Raw genomic sequence first — 17,746 nt, 5'->3', positions numbered from 1 at the left:
GATGGCTCAGCAAGTATCTGAAAGAGCTCCATCGCTTCGCACATACTATGCAGATCTTCATATCCATATTGGCAGAACCAACAGGGGAGAAGCGGTAAAAATCAGCGGCAGCCGGGATTTAACTTTTCTTAACATTGCGAAAGAAGCGGCAACCCGCAAAGGAATTGAACTGATTGGTATCATCGACGCCCATGCTCCTGTGGTACAGCGTGATATTAGAGAAGCACTCGAATCAGGTGAGATGAGAGAAATATCAGGTGGAGGCATTGCGTATCAGAATACGGTGATTTTACTCGGGACAGAGCTTGAAGTGAGAGAGCCTGGGCGAAAGGAGTTCCATTTCCTTGCTTATTTTAGAACGTTATCGGATATGGAGTCCTTTACGGCCTGGATTACCCCTTTTATGAAAAATGTGAATCTTAGTTCGCAGCGAGTGTACGTCCCTGTACAAGAACTTCAAAGGGAGATTATACGCCGTGGTGGACTGTTTATTCCTGCTCATGTGTTTACACCCCATAAAGGTATTTATGGAAGCAGTGTATATCGGATGGAGGAAATTCTAGATATAGCTGACGTATCAGCAATCGAACTCGGACTTAGTGCGGATTCTGAAATGGCAGGTTATATTAGTGAACTGGACAACATTCCTTTTCTGACGAATTCAGATGCGCATTCCCTTGGTAAAATTGGGAGAGAGTACAATAGTCTTCGGCTGTCAGAGCCTTCATTTGATGAGTTTTGTTATGCTTTACAAAATAAAGACGGCCGCCGGATTGAAGCGAATTATGGTTTGAATCCGCTGCTCGGTAAATATCACCGTACTTACTGCGCAGCATGTAACAGTATTCTCGATGAAGCCAAGATCACTGGAGAGCGTTGCCCTTATTGTGGAAGCACTAAATTGATTCAAGGTGTACTTGATCGGATTGTAACAATTGCGGATCGTGACAAGTCTTATATTCCGCCTGAGCGACCTGCTTATCAATACCAAGTACCGCTTGAATTCATTCCGGGGCTTGGCAAAGTGAAATTACGTTTATTACTTGAAGCTTTCGGCAGTGAAATGGCGATACTGCATCGTACGAATGAAGCTGATTTACGTAATGTTGTGGGAGATGAACTCGCGAGATATATTATGATGGCAAGAAACGGTGACCTGCTACTGAACTCAGGCGGTGGAGGAACCTACGGGAAAGTTTCGAGAAGATGAATTCAGGTTCGGGTCATAGAATGAGAGAGAAATTCATAGAGTAGGGTATGTAACCAGAAAGGGGACGACCTCTCGCCATGCCATTTCTCAAACATACATTCAGAGACCAAACGCCACTTTATGTTTTTGTTGCTGTATTATTTCTGGTCGGGGTTATTTTCGGTGCATTAATGGTAGGAGCACTAACCCTGGATCAGCAGCAGGATCTTGCGGGTTATTTGGATAATTTTTTTGTAAGCATCCATCAAGGAAACGTAGATGAATCTCATTCTTTTTTTGACATTACGATGCTGCATTTGAAGTGGATTGGACTTATTTTTATTCTTGGCTTATCCGTCATCGGTCTTCCGGGTATTCTGGTTCTGGATTTTCTAAAAGGGGTGCTGATCGGTTTTTCTGTTGGATATTTGGTTGCTCAGTATTCTTGGAAAGGATTGCTGCTCGCCTTGCTGTCTATTGCTCCTCATAATCTGTTTTTAATCCCTGTCCTGATGATCAGCAGTGTGGCCGCAATCACCTTTTCGCTTCATATGATTCGCAGCCGTTTTTTTATGCAGCGAAATCAAAGTTTAAAAAGACCACTTACCAGTTACATTACTTTAACCCTGGCCATGGCCCTTCTTATGGTCGGAATCTCTTCCTTCGAGACCTTTGTGACTCCTATGTTAATGCAGTGGGTGACCCCATTATTTATTAAGGTGTAAACTGAGGACCCAATCTCTCATAAAACCCTGATACTGTTGACTTTATTTCGTAAGTGACCCTATAATAAACAAGTGGGTTTACGTACACGATGCAGTGATTTCCGAGGGGGAGGGATAATATGGAAGCACGGATCGACAAGATAAAACAACAATTACAATCTCAAGGCTACAAACTAACGCCCCAACGGGAAGCGACAGTTCGAGTCTTGCTAGAGAATGAAGAAGACCATTTGAGCGCAGAAGATGTGTTCATGTTGGTTAAGGAAAAAGCTCCCGAAATCGGTCTTGCAACCGTATATCGAACCCTGGAACTGCTCAGTGAGCTGCATGTCGTTGAGAAGATTAATTTTGGTGACGGAGTAGCCCGTTATGATTTGCGCGGTGACACAAGCAAGCACCATCATCACCATTTGATATGCGTTCAATGCGGCAGTATGGACGAAATACGAGAAGATTGGCTTGGGCCGCTTGAAGAACGTTTAGAGCGTGAGTTTAATTTTACGGTTCTAGATCACAGACTTGATTTTCAAGGAATCTGTCATCGTTGCAAAGACAAGAACGATCAGAAGCCGAAGAACTGATATAAAGACAAGCATGAGCAAGCTCTCACCGAGTCAAGTTCGGGGGAGCTTTTTTAGCATGTACACGTATAGGGTAATACCTTGTAAAATATAACATGAATTCGGTAACTTTCGCTTTTCGCATGCCTAAAGGTGGTCATAGTCGGGTTGACAGTTTCATAGGCTGAATCATAGCCGAATTGTCATCGGGGAATACTACCCAAACCCTTCATAGGGCAACAATATCACTTTAGGAAAGGCGGAAGAAACTCATGGTATTTTCACTTCGCAAATGGCTTCGCATGGTTCGTTTGTTTATCATATTTGCTGCCCTTGTTTATATGTTTTATAATGTGTTCGATTTATTCTCAAACTGGATCACTCCTGTGGATCATTACAAGATCCCTGAGGGTAATGCACTCAAAGTATTTCATCCCGAAGAAGGAATTCAGCTTGCAGCCGAGAAAACAAACTTAATGAATCGTCTTCGTTTTTTCTATTGGTATGGTGAATAGAAGTGTGGACTTGTTAACTTAAAAATTCAAAGGTAAGGAGCTGTAAGGAAAACGATGAGGAAGTATGTGCAGCCCTACATGGATTATTTGCAGGAGGATAAAGGGTCTTCTGTCAGTACGCTTGAGTCGTACAAACGTGATATCGAACAGTTTATTGGGTATATGATTAGAGAACAGCATATGGATGCGGATGTGGAAGCGTCTGAGATTACACGTACACATATTGTACTGTATCTATCCTATTTGAAAAAAGAAGGGAAGGCGGCTTCAACCATTGCGCGAAATGTCGTTTCCCTTCGTTCTTTTTTTCATTATCTTATGTTTAAAGGTTTGGTTTCTAAAGATCCGACCTATCATCTGGATTCACCTAAAACAGAAAAAAGCCCGCCCAAAATTCTTTCTATTTCAGAAGTGGACAGGCTTCTCAGCATTCCGGATCCTTCTGTGCCTTCGGGCCTGAGAGACAAGGCCATGTTAGAGCTTTTGTATGCGACGGGAATTAAAGTTTCAGAGCTTGTTCATCTAAACGTAGAAGACCTGAATACCCAGCTCAAATATGTTCGGACTGGAAGAGACAGTGCGAAAGAAAGGGTAATACCTGTGACGGGAATTGCGGCCAGGGCAACGACTGAATATCTGGAGTCTGCTCGCAGCAAACTATTAAGGGAACATATCGATGAACAAGCTTTGTTTGTAAATACGAATGGTAGCCGGTTAACACGGCAAGGCATATGGAAAATGATAAAAAAGTACGCAGAAGAAGCGGGTCTCGCTGGCGAAGGAATTACACCGCATACGCTTAGACATTCTTTTGCTGCACATTTGCTGGAGAATGGTGCTGATTTAAGATCAGTGCAGGAAATGATGGGGCATGCCGATATCTCGACTACTCAAATTTATAATCAAGTGGTCAAACGTAATATGAAAGATGTCTACGATCATTATCATCCCCGTGCCTGATTTTCGAACGAACACTATATGTATATAAGATGAATTTTTGAACTAGGGAAGGGGCAATACATCATGACGAACAGAGAATCACGCTTTAAACGGATTTGTTTCATTGTGCTGGATAGTGTAGGAATTGGAGAACAACCAGATGCGCCTGAGTTTGGTGATGCAGGTGCTCATACCCTAGGTCATATTTTGGAACGTGTTCCGGGTACAAAGCTTCCCAACATGCAAAAATTAGGGCTTGGAAATATTGCTTCTATTCCGCCTTTGTCTCCTGCTGAAGCACCTGCAGGGTACTATGGAAAGATGAAAGAAGTATCTGCAGGTAAAGATACGATGACAGGACATTGGGAATTGATGGGGCTTAAAATTGAAACTCCATTTAATACATATCCTGCCGGATTCCCGCAAGATTTGATTACTGAATTTGAAAAACAGACAGGCCGTAAGGTCCTCTGTAATAAACCGGCTTCCGGTACCGAAGTTCTTGAAGAGTACGGTGAAGAGCAAATGAAGACAGGCTCTTGGATTGTATATACATCCGCAGACAGTGTATTCCAAATTGCTGCGCATGAAGACATTATTCCGGTAGAGGAGTTATTCAAAGCTTGTAGGATTGCTCGTAAACTTACGCTTGCTCCTGAACACTCGGTAGGACGTGTAATTGCCCGTCCTTATGTGGGACAACCTGGTTCTTTCAAAAGAACGCCTAACCGACACGATTACGCCGTAAAACCGCCAGAGCCAACAGTAATGAACTCTCTGCAAACTTCTGGCTATGATGTGATCGCAGTAGGAAAGATTAATGACATTTTTGATGGAGAAGGGGTAACCGCATCTTATCCATCCAAGAGCAATGAACATGGTATTGAACTAACCATTGAGCAGCTAGGCAAGGATTTTAACGGACTTTTGTTTACCAATTTAGTAGACTTTGATTCCTTGTATGGTCACCGTAGAGACCCGGAAGGGTATGCAGGTGCTCTTGAAGTATTTGATAAATCCTTGCCAGAGATTATGGAACGCATCGGTCCTGATGATCTGCTGATCATCTCTGCTGACCATGGTAATGATCCTGTGCATGCGGGAACGGATCATACGAGAGAGTATGTACCTGTGCTGATCTATAGCCCGTCTTTACAAACACCAGGAAAAAGCATTGGCATAAGAGATACGTATTCTGATCTCGGTGCGACGATATCTGATAATTTTGGCACTACAGCTCCACTGCATGGGGAGAGTTTTTTAAGGGAACTTATTTAAGGGGGACAACAAGGATTATGACACAGCTAGCGCAGAACAGCGTAGGGGAAGCAGCAACTTATATTCAATCAAAAACGAACATCATTCCTGAAATCGGGCTTATTCTTGGCTCAGGACTCGGCATTCTTGCTGAACTGATTCAAGATGCCATCGCAATTCCGTATGAAGATATTCCTCATTTTCCAGTTTCTACAGTGGAAGGGCATGTTGGGGAATTATTGATCGGAACCATTGAGGGGCGTCCTGTAGTGATGATGAAAGGCCGTTTCCATATGTACGAAGGTTATGGTCCGGAAGTAACCGCATTTCCGGTACGTGTCATGAAAGCGATTGGTGTTCAAAAGATGCTTGTAACGAACGCAGCGGGGGGCGTAAATACGTCTTATACGCCTGGAGATCTGATGATTATATCGGATCATCTCAATATGACAGGCCGTAACCCGCTGATCGGACCGAATGATGATGATTTTGGAGTTCGTTTCCCAGATATGTCCGAAGCGTATAGCCAAAGACTCCGTAAGCTTGCTAAAGAAACGGCGGATAAGCAAGGTTTTGCGTTGAAGGAAGGCGTATATGCTGGTCTTCTTGGCCCTAACTATGAGACACCGGCTGAAATTGTTATGTTACGGACACTAGGCGCGGATGCAGTAGGAATGTCTACGGTGGCTGAGGTCATTATAGCTCGTCATGCAGGAATAGAAGTGCTGGGGATCTCTTGCATTACCAATATGGCTGCAGGTATTCTTGAGCAGCCGTTATCTCATGAGGAAGTCATGGAAACGGCTGATATGGTAAAAGAAAAATTCTTGAACCTGGTCATGTCACTTATTCCACAAATGTAGAAGAATACGGTACGGATCATAGCAATAGAATTTTGACTAAAGGGGAATGACAAATATGTCTCAAACTACAGGTAATCTGACAACAGATTACGGTGCACGTATTGAAGAAGCTGCAGCTTATATCAAGCAAAAACTAGGCAAGTATGCTCCTAAGGTTGGTCTGGTTTTAGGTTCCGGTCTCGGTGACTTGGGTGATCAGATTGAGGATGCAGTCTATATTCCGTATAACGAAGTTCCTCATTTTCCTGAATCGACCGTTGCAGGACATGCGGGCCGTTTTGTTATTGGTCAGCTTGAAGGCAAAGATGTAGTGATTATGCAAGGACGTTTCCATTACTATGAAGGTTATGATATGCGTACTGTTGTTCTACCCGTATATGTGATGGCACAGATCGGTGTAGAAACGCTGATGCTGACGAACGCTGCAGGCGGTATGAATCGCGGATTTAAAGCAGGAGATCTTATGTTAATTACAGATCACCTCAATATGACGGGAGCGAATCCCCTGATTGGTCCCAATGATTCGAAGCTTGGTGTTCGATTCCCTGATATGTCTGCTGCCTATGATCCAGAATATCGTGCTCTCGCTAAAAAACTTTCGAAAGAAATTAAAGGTGAGGACGGCACCTCTTTGGAACTACAAGAAGGGGTATACTGTGGCATCAGTGGTCCTACGTATTCAACACCAAAAGAATCCACCATGTTTGCTCTTCTTGGGGGAGATGCAATTGGGATGTCTACCGTAGGTGAAGTGATTGCAGCAAGACATGCAGGTCTACGTGTACTGGGTATTTCTTGTATTACAGATATGGCGATTGGAGAAGAACTTGAACCTCTAACTCACGAACAGGTAGTTGCTGTCGCAAATCGAACTAAACCGAAATTTATCGGTCTTGTACGTGCTTTCGTCCGTGAAGTGTAAGCAACGATTCACTGAGCTTTTTTAAATACGGTAATAAGGTGTGGTCAAGCATATGAGAGCTGTTGATATAATACAGAAGAAGCGCGATGGACATGAGTTGTCAGCAGAAGAAATTACGTTTCTAGTTCAGGGCTACAGCCGTGGTGAAATACCGGATTATCAGATGTCTGCTTGGGCTATGGCGGTTTATTTCCAGGGGATGACGGCACAGGAGACAGGTCATCTTACGATGGAAATGGCAAAGTCAGGAGATCAAGTGGATCTGTCCCCGATTCAAGGCATTAAAGTAGATAAACATTCTACTGGGGGAGTAGGAGATAAGACAACAATTGTACTCGCTCCTCTTGTTGCCGCAGCGGGTGTTCCTGTGGCGAAGATGTCAGGCCGAGGATTAGGTCATACCGGTGGTACCCTTGACAAGTTAGAGTCGATCTCGGGCTTTACCATTGAGCTCACCAGAGATGAGTTTCTGAGTCAAGTGAATGAAGTGGGAGCAGCTGTTATTGGTCAGAGTGGGAATATGGCTCCCGCAGACAAAAAGTTATACGCTCTCCGAGATGTCACCTCGACGGTTAACTCCATTCCACTGATTGCAAGTTCAGTCATGAGCAAGAAGATTGCTGCCGGCGCGGATGCCATTGTACTGGATGTGAAGACAGGCAGTGGAGCTTTTATGAAAACACTGGATGATTCGATTCGTCTTGCAGAAGCGATGGTTGATATAGGGACTCATGTCGGTCGTGATACGGTTGCTGTAATCAGCGATATGGATCAGCCGCTTGGTTTTGGCATTGGTAATGCGCTGGAAATCAAGGAAGCAGTTGAAACCTTGCAAGGAAACGGACCGGAAGATCTTCAGGAAGTCAGTATCATTTTGGCTTCACATATGTTGGTATTGGGTGGAAAAGCAGAGACTATAGAAGAAGCACGTATTGTTCTTGAAGATCTGCTGAAAAGCGGAGCGGCTTTTGATAAATTGAAAGAAATGGTTGCTGCTCAACATGGAGATGTAGGGCAAATAGAAGATGTAAGCAAACTTCCTGGAGCGAGTCGCACACTTGAGGTGAAAGCAGACACAAGTGGTTATGTGGCGAGTATCGAGGCAGAAGCGATCGGTATTGCAGCTATGCTACTTGGCGCTGGACGCGAGACAAAGGAATCTGTCATTGATTACGGAGTCGGCGTTACCCTTGTGAAAAAAGTCAGTGATGAAGTAAAAGCGGGAGATACGCTTGCCGTTATGCACATTAATGAGGCGAGTGAATCGAAGGTGCAGGAGGCGGAGAATAAGCTGAAACAGGCTTACAGCATTACAGATGCTGCCGTACCTAAACAACCGTTAATTTATGCACTTGTTACAAAACATGGCGTAGAGCGCTTCGTATAGCTTTTAAAAGGCGATATAGATGGTTAGAAGCAATGAAAAGAAGCAGATGTCCGTAAAAGGATATCTGCTTCTTTTTTCTGTTTCTAATTACAAGGCTCTTCTAGGGGGAGTTTTTCACTTTCCATTTGAACCGTGGAGTGAGAGATATGAAATTTTTGTTCTAACAATGATTTTACTTCGATTAATAGTTCATCTCGGTTCGCCTCTCCAGAGACAACTAAATGAACGGTAAGGGCCGGAAAGTCAGAAGTAATAGACCAGCTATGAAGGTCATGAAGACTTAGAACCGAAGGAAGTTTTAAAAGCTCTTCCCGAATATCGTCAAGGTTAATAAAATCAGGTTTTCCTTCCATCAGAACATGAACAGAGTCTTTGGTAATTCGGTATCCGCTGATTAAGATCAGCACAGCAACGATTAAGCTGGCGATTGGATCTGCAATAGACCATCCAAAAAGTAGGATAAGCAGACCCGCTATAATGGCTCCAATGGAGCCAAGCAAATCCCCTAGTACATGCAGAAAAGCACCTCGTAAATTCAAATTCCCTTTTACATCGCCGCCGGACATTAAGATATAAGCTACAACGATATTGATAATAAGACCGATGATCGCTACAGCTAGCATTCCGCTGCTAGCTACTTCCGGTGGAGCTGAGAACCGCTGAATGGCTTCCCATATGATCGTAATGGAAATGATCAACAAGGTTAAGCCATTCAGAAAAGCAGCCAAGATCTCAAAGCGTTTATACCCATATGTTTTGGATGAACTGGCTGCCTTTTCTCCGATTTTAAATGCAAATAAAGCAAGTCCCAGTGCGATCGCATCGCTAAGCATATGTCCTGCGTCTGCAAGAAGAGCCAAGCTGCCCGTATATAGGCCGCCGATGACTTCGACAATCATAAATGCCGTAATTAGTAAAAAGGAGAAGAAGAGAACTTTTTTATTGTCTGTATGGATGTGATTGTGACCTCCGCCGCCATGGGAATGTCCGTGGTGATCATGGTTGGGGTGGTGGTCTCCATGACGATGAGAATGATGATGCTTATGATCTTTTGTATGCTGATGTTCTTTCATGTTGTTTGCCTCCATGTGATTCCAAGGATGTAGTCTAAAACTTCGCTTATTTTATGTAACAAGACAAGTTACATGATATTACCCCGTACTTACCTTACGTTGAACAGGCTTGGACGTGAAGCATTTCATCATTAGTATTAAAAAAGTATAACAAAAAGATATCAGGATTACCCTGATATCTTACAACATTTATTGATCTTTTAGCTTGATTGGTATCGTTATTTTTTCATTCAAGTGATCTACAGTATACATATTAACGAAGATATCCAAATGATCTGGTGCGAAGTTTTCATATACATCCATACTTTTGTTTTTACCATCACCCTTAAAATTAACGATAACCGGTTTACCATATACCTTTTCTTTACCATCATAATAATAGGTTTGGTTGATCCCTCCAAATGCAGAATCCTGGCTGCTGGACTCTACATATAGCTGCTCATCCTTCAAATAATAAGTCCAATCTACCGTAAAACCGCCGTATTCGGTTTGAAGATGCTGTAGTTTGGTTGAAATATCGGAAAGTTGGATGGAAGTTTCTTCGTTTCCGTGATGCTCGTCTACACGTTTCTTAGCTGTAAGAGAAATAGGCTGTTCGTGAAGAGAAGAAAGATCCATATGCATCATTTCAAACCGAAGTTCCGTTTTTTTGGATGGCTTTTTATGATAGTTGATACCGCCAGTTAATCGTTGCCCACCGATCTCAAGCTCGTAATCGATAAATGGGATATGAGCATATTTTTCTTGATTGGTGATGATGAAACGAACTTCGGATGGAGTTACGATCATCTCTGTAATTTTGCTGCCTTCCAGCATTTCAGGAACAGGTAGGTCTAACTTCTCTCTAATTGTACTGTTTTCTAATTTGGATTTAGACAAGGTCAGATCTATTCCCCAATCTCCTGATGTACGGCCTGTTTCGCGCTCATAAGAGAGAGTGAAATGAGTTCCTTCAGCTGTCAGTTGTTCCATGGTATAGATCTGTTCAGATGTGGTTTGCTCTGAGCGGGAACCCGGTATGCCGTATACGTTTTTTGATCCTCTAACGATATTATTTTTAGCATCCAATACGGTAAAGGTAGTCCAGGTACGCTCCCGCTGAGGCTGATTAAGACCTTCAAAGTCAACACTGGTGTGTAAAAGCGTATCTTTTTCGGATTGTTTAAAGGTCTCAATGGTTACGGTGCTAATCCCATCTTTCTTCACTTGGAATGTCTGGGTTTCTTGATTTGCAGCGTTATAGGAGAGTGGAACCTCTGTTTTTTCTGTAAGGACGACATCCGTAATCGAGAAATGAAGATCTTCTTTCTTATGACTCAAAACATAATCGGTTTCAAAATAGCCCTGATATTTACCGATCTCCGCATTCCATCTCTGATAGTAATTACCTGGGACGATTGTCCCCTCTGAATCCAATAGCTCGACTTTGTCGTAACTCAGAGTCTCGTTTTTATAGGATGCCCCAGGGTTCAGTGTGTACAAGAAGACGGTTCTATTTTCATCGGAAAAAGCCGTATCCACCGTAAGTGTGATTCCGTTTTTAGTAACTGACTGATTGATGGTTTGACCAAGTCCCTGTTCCCATAACGTATAAATGCCTGCCTTATGAGAAAGTACATCCGTCCAATTGTAATGAATGGCGGCATATATCGGTGTTGAGATCATTACTGCAGAGATTCCAATGATCATTGCTGCTTTGCTGTAATTATTACGTGAAGACCGCTCTATTTTTGAATTTTGCTGAGGTCTTTGATTCTGTTCGATCTTGTTCCACATCACTTCAAAATCCGGATAGGTGACAGGGGGTGCCATTTGTATTGCTTCTCTGATCTTGTTATCTTCCATAGGCTTCAATAGAGTTCTCTCCCTTCAAATCGTAGAAGTCTTCCTCTTCGAGCTTGTTCCTCATTATTTTCAACGCTTTATGCAATCTTGATTTTACCGTTCCCACAGGGATATGAAGTACGTCTGCAATCTCAGCGAGTGTCAGGTCATTAATATACCTTAGCGTAATCACCACAAGAAACTTGTCTGGAAGCTCCTTGAATAACTTTTGCCAATCGGCTGTCGTAGACTTTTCTTCTACAATGGTTTCCAGTAGTTTTGAAGAAGTTTTTTTCTCCTCATGTAACTGCTGTATATGATGTTGTTTTTCTCTTTTCTTCCGGTTTTTTTTGATTAGATTCAGACAATGATTTGTTGTAATCCGCATGAGCCATGCTTTTACATATTCCACCTTTTGAAAGTCTTGTTGAAAGACCGTTACAAAAACATCGTGACACGCATCTTCGGCATCTTGTGCATTTTGAAGAAGATAATAACAGGTTCTATAGATCTCTTTATTGTATGTATCAAACAGTTCACGTTCGGTCATTTGGTTGTTCCCCCTTTCGTTTGCTGATGTATATAAAACAAATAAGCTGCAAAAAAGGTTCATTATTTATCTTCGATATTGGAATAATTTCCATTCAATGTGACGAGAATGTATAGCAGTATGACGCCACACATCAGTTAACTCAGGGATAGACCGAAGAGGAGGATACGGGTACTTATGAAGAAAAGAATAAAAATACTAACCGCTCTTTTGTTGACATGCGCCATTATTGTTCCAGGTACCGCAACAGCCGAGGAGCCGATTAAAGAGCAAAATAATGTAATCCCTCCCGTTGAACTTGCGGAAAATGCAGTTTCGGCGGTGCTGCTTGACGCAGACACAGGGACCATTATCTATGAAAAAAATGGACATGAGAAACTTCCTCCAGCGAGTATTACCAAAATTATGACCATGTTATTGGTTGTGGAAGCGATTGATTCTGGGAAATTGAAATGGACCGATAAAGTTCGTACAAGTGAGTATGCTGCATCAATGGGCGGGTCACAAATCTTTCTTGAAGCCGGAGAAGAAATGACGGTAGATGAGATGCTCAAAGGGATCGCTATGGCTTCAGGTAACGATGCATCCGTGGCCATGGCAGAGAAGATCGCAGGGTCGGAAGCTGCATTTGTCCAAATGATGAATAACCGTGCTAAGGAACTTGGGATGAAGGATACCAATTTCGCTAACTGTAACGGGCTTCCCGTTGATAATCATTATTCATCTGCACATGATATTGCGATCATGAGCAGAGAGTTATTGAAACATAAGGATGTTACGAAATATACAGGAGCTTATCAAGATCACTTGCGTAAAGATTCCGAAAAACCATTTTGGTTGGTTAATACAAATAAATTAGTACGATTCTACCCAGGGGCCGATGGTCTCAAGACAGGTTATACATCAGAGGCTAAATTCTGTTTGTCTGCGACCGCTGTAAAAGACGGCATGCGGGTGGTAGCAGTGGTACTTGGTGAACCGAATACTAAAACCAGAAACAGTGAAGTTTCTAACATGCTTGATTACGCTTTTTCTCAGTATATGATGAAAACCATCTATAAAAAAGGTGACGTTATAGGCAAAGTACAGATAGAAAAAGGGAATACCAAAGAGATTGAAATCATTGCCGACACACCTTACAGCGTCCTTATGAAAAGAGGAGCATCGGATGAAACGACACAGCAACTGACCATTCCAACGGAGATTGAAGCACCTATAGTCAAAGGTCAGGTCTTAGGAAAATTGATCGTTTCACAAGATAACAAAGTTTTGAAAGAATTTGAGATCAAAGCAGCGGTAGATGTGGAGAAAGCAGGTTTCTGGAAACTCTTTAAACGGACAACCTCCGATCTATTTCGCTAAAAAAAGTACTTTTGTAGATTCATGAGAGTTTTCTTCTAGTTTTGTCGCGGAGCAGGAAACCATTTTACAGATGTAGAAATGGTTGGCTATGACAGGGAGGAGAGTGAGCAAGCATGAATTTGCAAGTGAACATGGAGCACGATCGCGGGGTACTCATTGTCCGGCTTACAGGAGAGCTAGATCATCACACGGCAGATGGCGTTCGTATGCAGATGGATGAAGCAATTCAGAAGCAACAGTGCAAGCATCTCGTACTTAGTTTACAAGATCTTCAGTTTATGGACAGTTCGGGTCTCGGTGTAATTCTAGGACGCTATAAACTGATCCATCATAAAGGCGGGAAAATGGTGATTTCGGGCGCTAATCCGGCGGTTCACCGTTTGCTTGATATGTCGGGCTTATTCAAAATAATGCCGGTTTTTGATAATGAGGGAAGTGCCCTCTCGGGTTTGGAGGTAGTCTCATGAAACCAGGACAATCGAATTTTATGAACTTGCAGTTCTCTGCGAAGTCGGAAAATGAATCTTTTGCTCGTGTGGCAGTTGCTGCCTTTATTTCACAACTTGATCCAACGATGGATGAACTGAGTGATCTGAAGACGGTGGTATCGGAAGCGGTAACCAATAGTATTATTCATGGTTATCACAGTGATGAGAACGGTGTGGTTACGATTAAGGCGGAGATTCTAAACGATACCATTACTCTGGTTATTGAAGATAATGGACACGGAATAGAGGATCTCGAAATGGCGAAGCAGCCACTTTATACTTCTAAACCGGAGCTGGAACGTTCAGGTATGGGCTTTACGATTATGGAAAACTTCATGGACGAATTTGAAGTGTCAAGCGAGCTTGGACGCGGGACTTCCATCATCATGAAGAAGAGAATAGAATCCAAGAAAGCACTGTATAATTAGGGGTTGGACCTATGGAAGCAGAAACGAAACATAAAACACACACGTATCTAGAAGATGCGGAAGTCAAACGCCTCATTGCTCTCTCCCAAAGCGGGGACAATGTGGCCAGAGACACGCTTGTCAATTGTAACATACGTCTTGTGTGGTCCGTCGTACAGCGGTTTATGAACCGTGGATACGAGCCTGAGGATCTGTTTCAGATCGGCTGCATCGGGCTGCTGAAATCAGTAGACAAATTTGATCTCAGCTACGACGTCAAGTTCTCTACGTATGCAGTGCCAATGATCATTGGTGAAATTCAAAGGTTCCTAAGAGATGACGGAACAATTAAGGTAAGCCGGTCACTTAAGGAGACAGCGAACAAAGTTCGTAAGAAGAAAGATGAGCTCTCTAAATATTTAGACCGGTTACCGACAATTAAGGAAGTGGCAGAGGCCTTAGGGATTACACCTGAGGAAGTTGTTTTTGCTCAGGAGGCAAACAAGCCTCCGACTTCCATTCATGAGACGGTGTTTGAGAACGATGGGGATCCGATTACCTTAATGGATCAGATTGCTGACGAATCTCAGGAGCGCTGGTTTGATAAACTTGCATTAAACGAAGCGATTGGAAACTTGTCAGAGCGAGAACGCCTGATTGTGTATCTCCGATATTACCGGGATCAGACCCAGTCTGAAGTGGCTACAAGGCTCGGTATTTCTCAAGTACAAGTATCCAGATTAGAGAAGAAAATCTTACAGGTCATTCGTGATCAGATTGCGCTGTAACTGCGTGATATGAGATTGGATTTGCGTAATATAATAAGTTGTTAATTCGTTTAACAACGAGAATTAAAACTGAATGAGACCCGATCCTAGTAATAGGATCGGGTCTTTTTTGTGATGTTAATTTAGGTAGAGCCGATTCTCTTTCCTATTGAAGGAATAAATAAGAGACTAAATCTCCATACTATGTCTAATTTCGCAGTATAAGGAGTGACGTCAGGATGAATGAAACATCCACTCCTGTAGTGTATGTTCGGCTACACAGCCGAATTAAAATAAAGATGGGCAGTACCCTTCAAATTAAGCATGTTGCTAATATTTTGAGTGATCCGCCTGAGTATGAAAAACAATTACGGGAAGCTGTACTGATCCATACGGAAAAGAAGGATGGAACATTGTTACTTGTTGACGTGCTCCCTCTAATTGCACGGATTAAACAAGTAGTCCCGAGAGCTCAGGTCGAGACGCTTGGGAGCAGTCATACCTTAGTTGAATTGATGCCGAGTGAGCGACCGCCTTCCAAATCCCTTTTCGTGTTGGTATGGCTTTTACTATTTTTCGGGTCAGCTCTGACGATTATGAACTTCCATGCGGATGTCAATATGAAAGAGGTTCATGTTCGTGTTGTTGAGATGCTTACTGGATATAGGGATGAGAATCCTTATATGTTTCAGATTGCTTACTCTATTGGGATCGGTTTTGGTATGGCCGTATTTTTTAACCACTTATTCAAGAAAAAATGGAACGATGAGCCTACTCCACTTGAAGTGGAAATGTATCTGTATCAGCAAAATGTAGATCAATACACGATCAGTGAGGAATACGAACGTATTAAATCCACGATTAGTGCGGATAACGTAAGCGGCAGGGATTCGCTATGACTGTACTTGACGGCGTCATACTTATGTTTCTTGGTGTCGCCAGTGGTATTGCAGTTGGGAGTGGTGTGATTGCCCTGTTTATCGTACTGGATATTATTCCACGTCTTGCACAATTGACTCGTTCATACAACAAGGCACACGCATATGAAGTCGCAATGATATCCGGCTCACTGATCGGAACGGTAGCTGATTTTTGGCATTTGAAAATAAAAATGTTGCCGATTGTAGCAATTTTTGTAGGTTTATTATGCGGTGTATTTATAGGTCTTCTTGCAGCTGCATTAACCGAAGTGCTCAACGTACTTCCTATATTAGCGAAAAGGCTGGGAATGAAACCGTACCTATTTGGATTACTTATGGCTATGGTTTTTGGAAAAGTAGCAGGTTCATTATTTGATTGGTTTGTCTTTGATAAATAAAGGAGGACCTGATTATGGCTGAGGAAAAAGAAAAAGAAAAAATGAGAGAAGCCGAACTCAAAGAGAAAAAGCACAGTGAACAGTCAGATTCAATTGAAGAGTCCGTTATTTACTGGCAGGGAAAAGATACAGTGCTTCCTGAATTTGATAAGCTCAAGGAAACTTTTAAGTATGTCATGGGACTTGGAGAAAGTTTTGATATTAACTTCCGGGAGATGACTTTTGGCGGAAGACATACGGGATTATTATTCGTAACAGGTCTTTCCAAAGACACCGTCCTAACGGAAATACTAGAGAGGCTTTCCTATGTGAATTCTAGGGGAATGAATGTTGATGCAGCAGAAGATTTCTTTGAGTATTACATTCCCCATATCCAGGTAACGAAATATACGGAACTTAGTAAAATCTTTATTCAGGTAATGAGCGGAATGAGTGCATTCTTCATTGAAGGCGAAGAAACCGCACTCGTTATTGATACACGTAGTTATCCGGCCCGAAATCCGGAAGAACCATCACTGGAACGAGTAGTTCGCGGATCAAGAGATGGATTTACAGAAACGCTGCTTACCAACGTTTCTCTCGTCCGCAGAAGGCTGCGTGACCCAGGATTCAAGCTTGAACTGTTCCAAGTTGGTCGTAGGACAAAAACAGATGTTTGTATTGCCTATATTGATGATATTGTCGATAAAGTTCAAGTCGATAGTATTCGTGAGAAGATTGAAAAGGTAAACATGGATGGAATCCCGCTTGCAGATAAACAGCTCGAAGAAGCGATTATTAAAGAAGGATGGAATCCGTTTCCCTTAGTCCGATACTCGGAGCGGCCTGATTCTGTAGCTTCCCACTTGCTGGAGGGCAGGGTTGTTGTTTTTGTAGATACATCGCCAAGTGTAATGATTATGCCGACGACATTTTTTGACCTTTGTCAGCATGCGGAAGAAAATAGACAAACACCTTTTATGGGAACTTATTTGCGGCTAGTCCGTTTTTTAGGGATCTTTGCCTCTTTATTCTTGTTACCTCTATGGATGCTCTTTGTCATCGAACCTAGTTTGAAACCAGAGGGAATGGAATTTATCGGACCCCAAGAAAATGTGAAACTACCGATTATCATGCAGTTTCTTATCGTCGAAGTCGGGATCGATCTGATGCGGATGGCAGCCGTACATACGCCTACCCCGCTAGCCTCAGCGATGGGGCTGATTGCTGCCATTCTCATCGGAGATGTCGCGGTCAAAACAGGACTCTTTGTAAATGAAGTGCTCCTGTATATGGCAGTTGCAGCCATAGGAATGTTCGCTACACCAAGTTATGAACTCGGTCTGGCGAACCGAATTATCAGGCTGATCTTACTTGTTGTCGTAGCTGCATTCAAAGCCCCGGGGCTTATCATAGGGACGACAGTCCTGATCTTAATCCTTGCTCTCCATCGTTCATATAATTCGGCGTATCTCTGGCCGTTTATACCTTTTAATGCAAAGGCAATGATGGAAACGATTATTCGTTCACCGGTGCTTGCATCTAAAAAGAGACCATCTTTCAACAAGCCACGAGATAATACACGGCAGCCAGTGAAGGAAGAGTAAGGTTAAGAAGGGTA

19 protein-coding genes are annotated in these 17,746 nt (G+C 42.7%); 16 read left to right on the top strand and 3 right to left on the bottom strand.

All coding sequences use genetic code 11. The features are described 5' to 3' along the window. Window position 1 precedes the first annotated feature (1 nt). The 9 genes from ACWPWY_RS11880 (at window position 2) to ACWPWY_RS11840 (ending at window position 8,357) form a co-directional block, all read left to right on the top strand. Window positions 2–1,210: an endonuclease Q family protein gene (locus ACWPWY_RS11880; RefSeq protein WP_454191882.1), complete on the top strand. Its 1,209-nt coding sequence runs from the start codon at window positions 2–4 to the stop codon at window positions 1,208–1,210. Between the two features lie 77 nt (window positions 1,211–1,287). Then, window positions 1,288–1,914, top strand: coding sequence for a stage II sporulation protein M (gene spoIIM / locus ACWPWY_RS11875; RefSeq protein WP_454191881.1), 627 nt, complete (start codon window positions 1,288–1,290; stop codon window positions 1,912–1,914). 119 nt (window positions 1,915–2,033) lie between these two features. Further along, entirely contained in the window at window positions 2,034–2,495 is a 462-nt protein-coding gene (gene fur, locus ACWPWY_RS11870; RefSeq protein ID WP_160033389.1) for a ferric iron uptake transcriptional regulator, read from the top strand. 251 nt (window positions 2,496–2,746) lie between these two features. After that, complete coding sequence (locus tag ACWPWY_RS11865) at window positions 2,747–2,989, top strand: DUF4227 family protein (protein WP_191799186.1); 243 nt, start codon at window positions 2,747–2,749, stop codon at window positions 2,987–2,989. Window positions 2,990–3,043: 54 nt separating this feature from the next. Further along, on the top strand, window positions 3,044–3,949 hold the full coding sequence (gene xerD, locus ACWPWY_RS11860) for a site-specific tyrosine recombinase XerD (RefSeq protein WP_454191880.1): 906 nt from the start codon (window positions 3,044–3,046) through the stop codon (window positions 3,947–3,949). A gap of 63 nt (window positions 3,950–4,012) precedes the next feature. Beyond that, window positions 4,013–5,206, top strand: a complete 1,194-nt coding sequence (deoB, locus tag ACWPWY_RS11855; RefSeq protein ID WP_454191879.1) for a phosphopentomutase — start codon at window positions 4,013–4,015, stop codon at window positions 5,204–5,206. A gap of 17 nt (window positions 5,207–5,223) precedes the next feature. Next, window positions 5,224–6,048 carry a purine-nucleoside phosphorylase gene (locus tag ACWPWY_RS11850; protein WP_454191878.1) on the top strand — a complete coding sequence of 275 codons (825 nt, stop codon included), beginning with the start codon at window positions 5,224–5,226 and terminating at the stop codon, window positions 6,046–6,048. 55 nt (window positions 6,049–6,103) lie between these two features. Further along, window positions 6,104–6,970, top strand: a complete 867-nt coding sequence (locus ACWPWY_RS11845; RefSeq protein ID WP_454191877.1) for a purine-nucleoside phosphorylase — start codon at window positions 6,104–6,106, stop codon at window positions 6,968–6,970. A gap of 52 nt (window positions 6,971–7,022) precedes the next feature. Further along, window positions 7,023–8,357, top strand: coding sequence for a pyrimidine-nucleoside phosphorylase (locus ACWPWY_RS11840; RefSeq protein ID WP_454191876.1), 1,335 nt, complete (start codon window positions 7,023–7,025; stop codon window positions 8,355–8,357). 83 nt (window positions 8,358–8,440) lie between these two features. On the opposite strand, the gene ACWPWY_RS11835 is transcribed toward ACWPWY_RS11840, so the two are convergent. The 3 genes from ACWPWY_RS11835 to ACWPWY_RS11825 form a co-directional block, all read right to left on the bottom strand. After that, window positions 8,441–9,430: a cation diffusion facilitator family transporter gene (locus ACWPWY_RS11835; protein ID WP_454191875.1), complete on the bottom strand. Its 990-nt coding sequence runs from the start codon at window positions 9,428–9,430 to the stop codon at window positions 8,441–8,443. Between the two features lie 189 nt (window positions 9,431–9,619). Further along, window positions 9,620–11,275, bottom strand: coding sequence for a DUF4179 domain-containing protein (locus ACWPWY_RS11830; protein ID WP_454192869.1), 1,656 nt, complete (start codon window positions 11,273–11,275; stop codon window positions 9,620–9,622). Continuing rightward, window positions 11,265–11,804, bottom strand: a complete 540-nt coding sequence (locus ACWPWY_RS11825; protein ID WP_454191874.1) for an RNA polymerase sigma factor — start codon at window positions 11,802–11,804, stop codon at window positions 11,265–11,267. Before ACWPWY_RS11825 ends, ACWPWY_RS11830 begins: the two co-directional genes overlap by 11 nt. A gap of 177 nt (window positions 11,805–11,981) precedes the next feature. Here ACWPWY_RS11825 and ACWPWY_RS11820 point away from each other — a divergent pair, with 177 nt between their 5' ends. From ACWPWY_RS11820 to ACWPWY_RS11790, 7 genes are all read left to right on the top strand, one after another. After that, window positions 11,982–13,166, top strand: a complete 1,185-nt coding sequence (locus ACWPWY_RS11820; RefSeq protein ID WP_454191873.1) for a D-alanyl-D-alanine carboxypeptidase family protein — start codon at window positions 11,982–11,984, stop codon at window positions 13,164–13,166. Window positions 13,167–13,279: 113 nt separating this feature from the next. Then, entirely contained in the window at window positions 13,280–13,633 is a 354-nt protein-coding gene (spoIIAA, locus tag ACWPWY_RS11815) for an anti-sigma F factor antagonist (RefSeq protein ID WP_160033373.1), read from the top strand. Further along, window positions 13,630–14,082: an anti-sigma F factor gene (gene spoIIAB, locus ACWPWY_RS11810; protein WP_454191872.1), complete on the top strand. Its 453-nt coding sequence runs from the start codon at window positions 13,630–13,632 to the stop codon at window positions 14,080–14,082. Before spoIIAA ends, spoIIAB begins: the two co-directional genes overlap by 4 nt. 11 nt (window positions 14,083–14,093) lie before the next feature. After that, the gene (gene sigF / locus ACWPWY_RS11805; RefSeq protein ID WP_454191871.1) at window positions 14,094–14,849 is read left to right on the top strand and encodes an RNA polymerase sporulation sigma factor SigF; all 756 of its coding nucleotides are present in this window, start codon (window positions 14,094–14,096) and stop codon (window positions 14,847–14,849) included. A gap of 218 nt (window positions 14,850–15,067) precedes the next feature. Then, window positions 15,068–15,727 carry a stage V sporulation protein AA gene (locus tag ACWPWY_RS11800; protein ID WP_454191870.1) on the top strand — a complete coding sequence of 220 codons (660 nt, stop codon included), beginning with the start codon at window positions 15,068–15,070 and terminating at the stop codon, window positions 15,725–15,727. Continuing rightward, window positions 15,724–16,146 carry a stage V sporulation protein AB gene (locus ACWPWY_RS11795; RefSeq protein ID WP_454191869.1) on the top strand — a complete coding sequence of 141 codons (423 nt, stop codon included), beginning with the start codon at window positions 15,724–15,726 and terminating at the stop codon, window positions 16,144–16,146. The genes ACWPWY_RS11800 and ACWPWY_RS11795 overlap by 4 nt, the downstream gene beginning before the upstream one ends. A gap of 14 nt (window positions 16,147–16,160) precedes the next feature. Continuing rightward, the gene (locus tag ACWPWY_RS11790; protein ID WP_454191868.1) at window positions 16,161–17,732 is read left to right on the top strand and encodes a spore germination protein; all 1,572 of its coding nucleotides are present in this window, start codon (window positions 16,161–16,163) and stop codon (window positions 17,730–17,732) included. Window positions 17,733–17,746 lie beyond the last annotated feature (14 nt).

This window comes from Paenibacillus sp. Marseille-Q7038, assembly GCF_965111595.1.
This window is presented reverse-complemented; position numbering and strand designations above follow the sequence as displayed.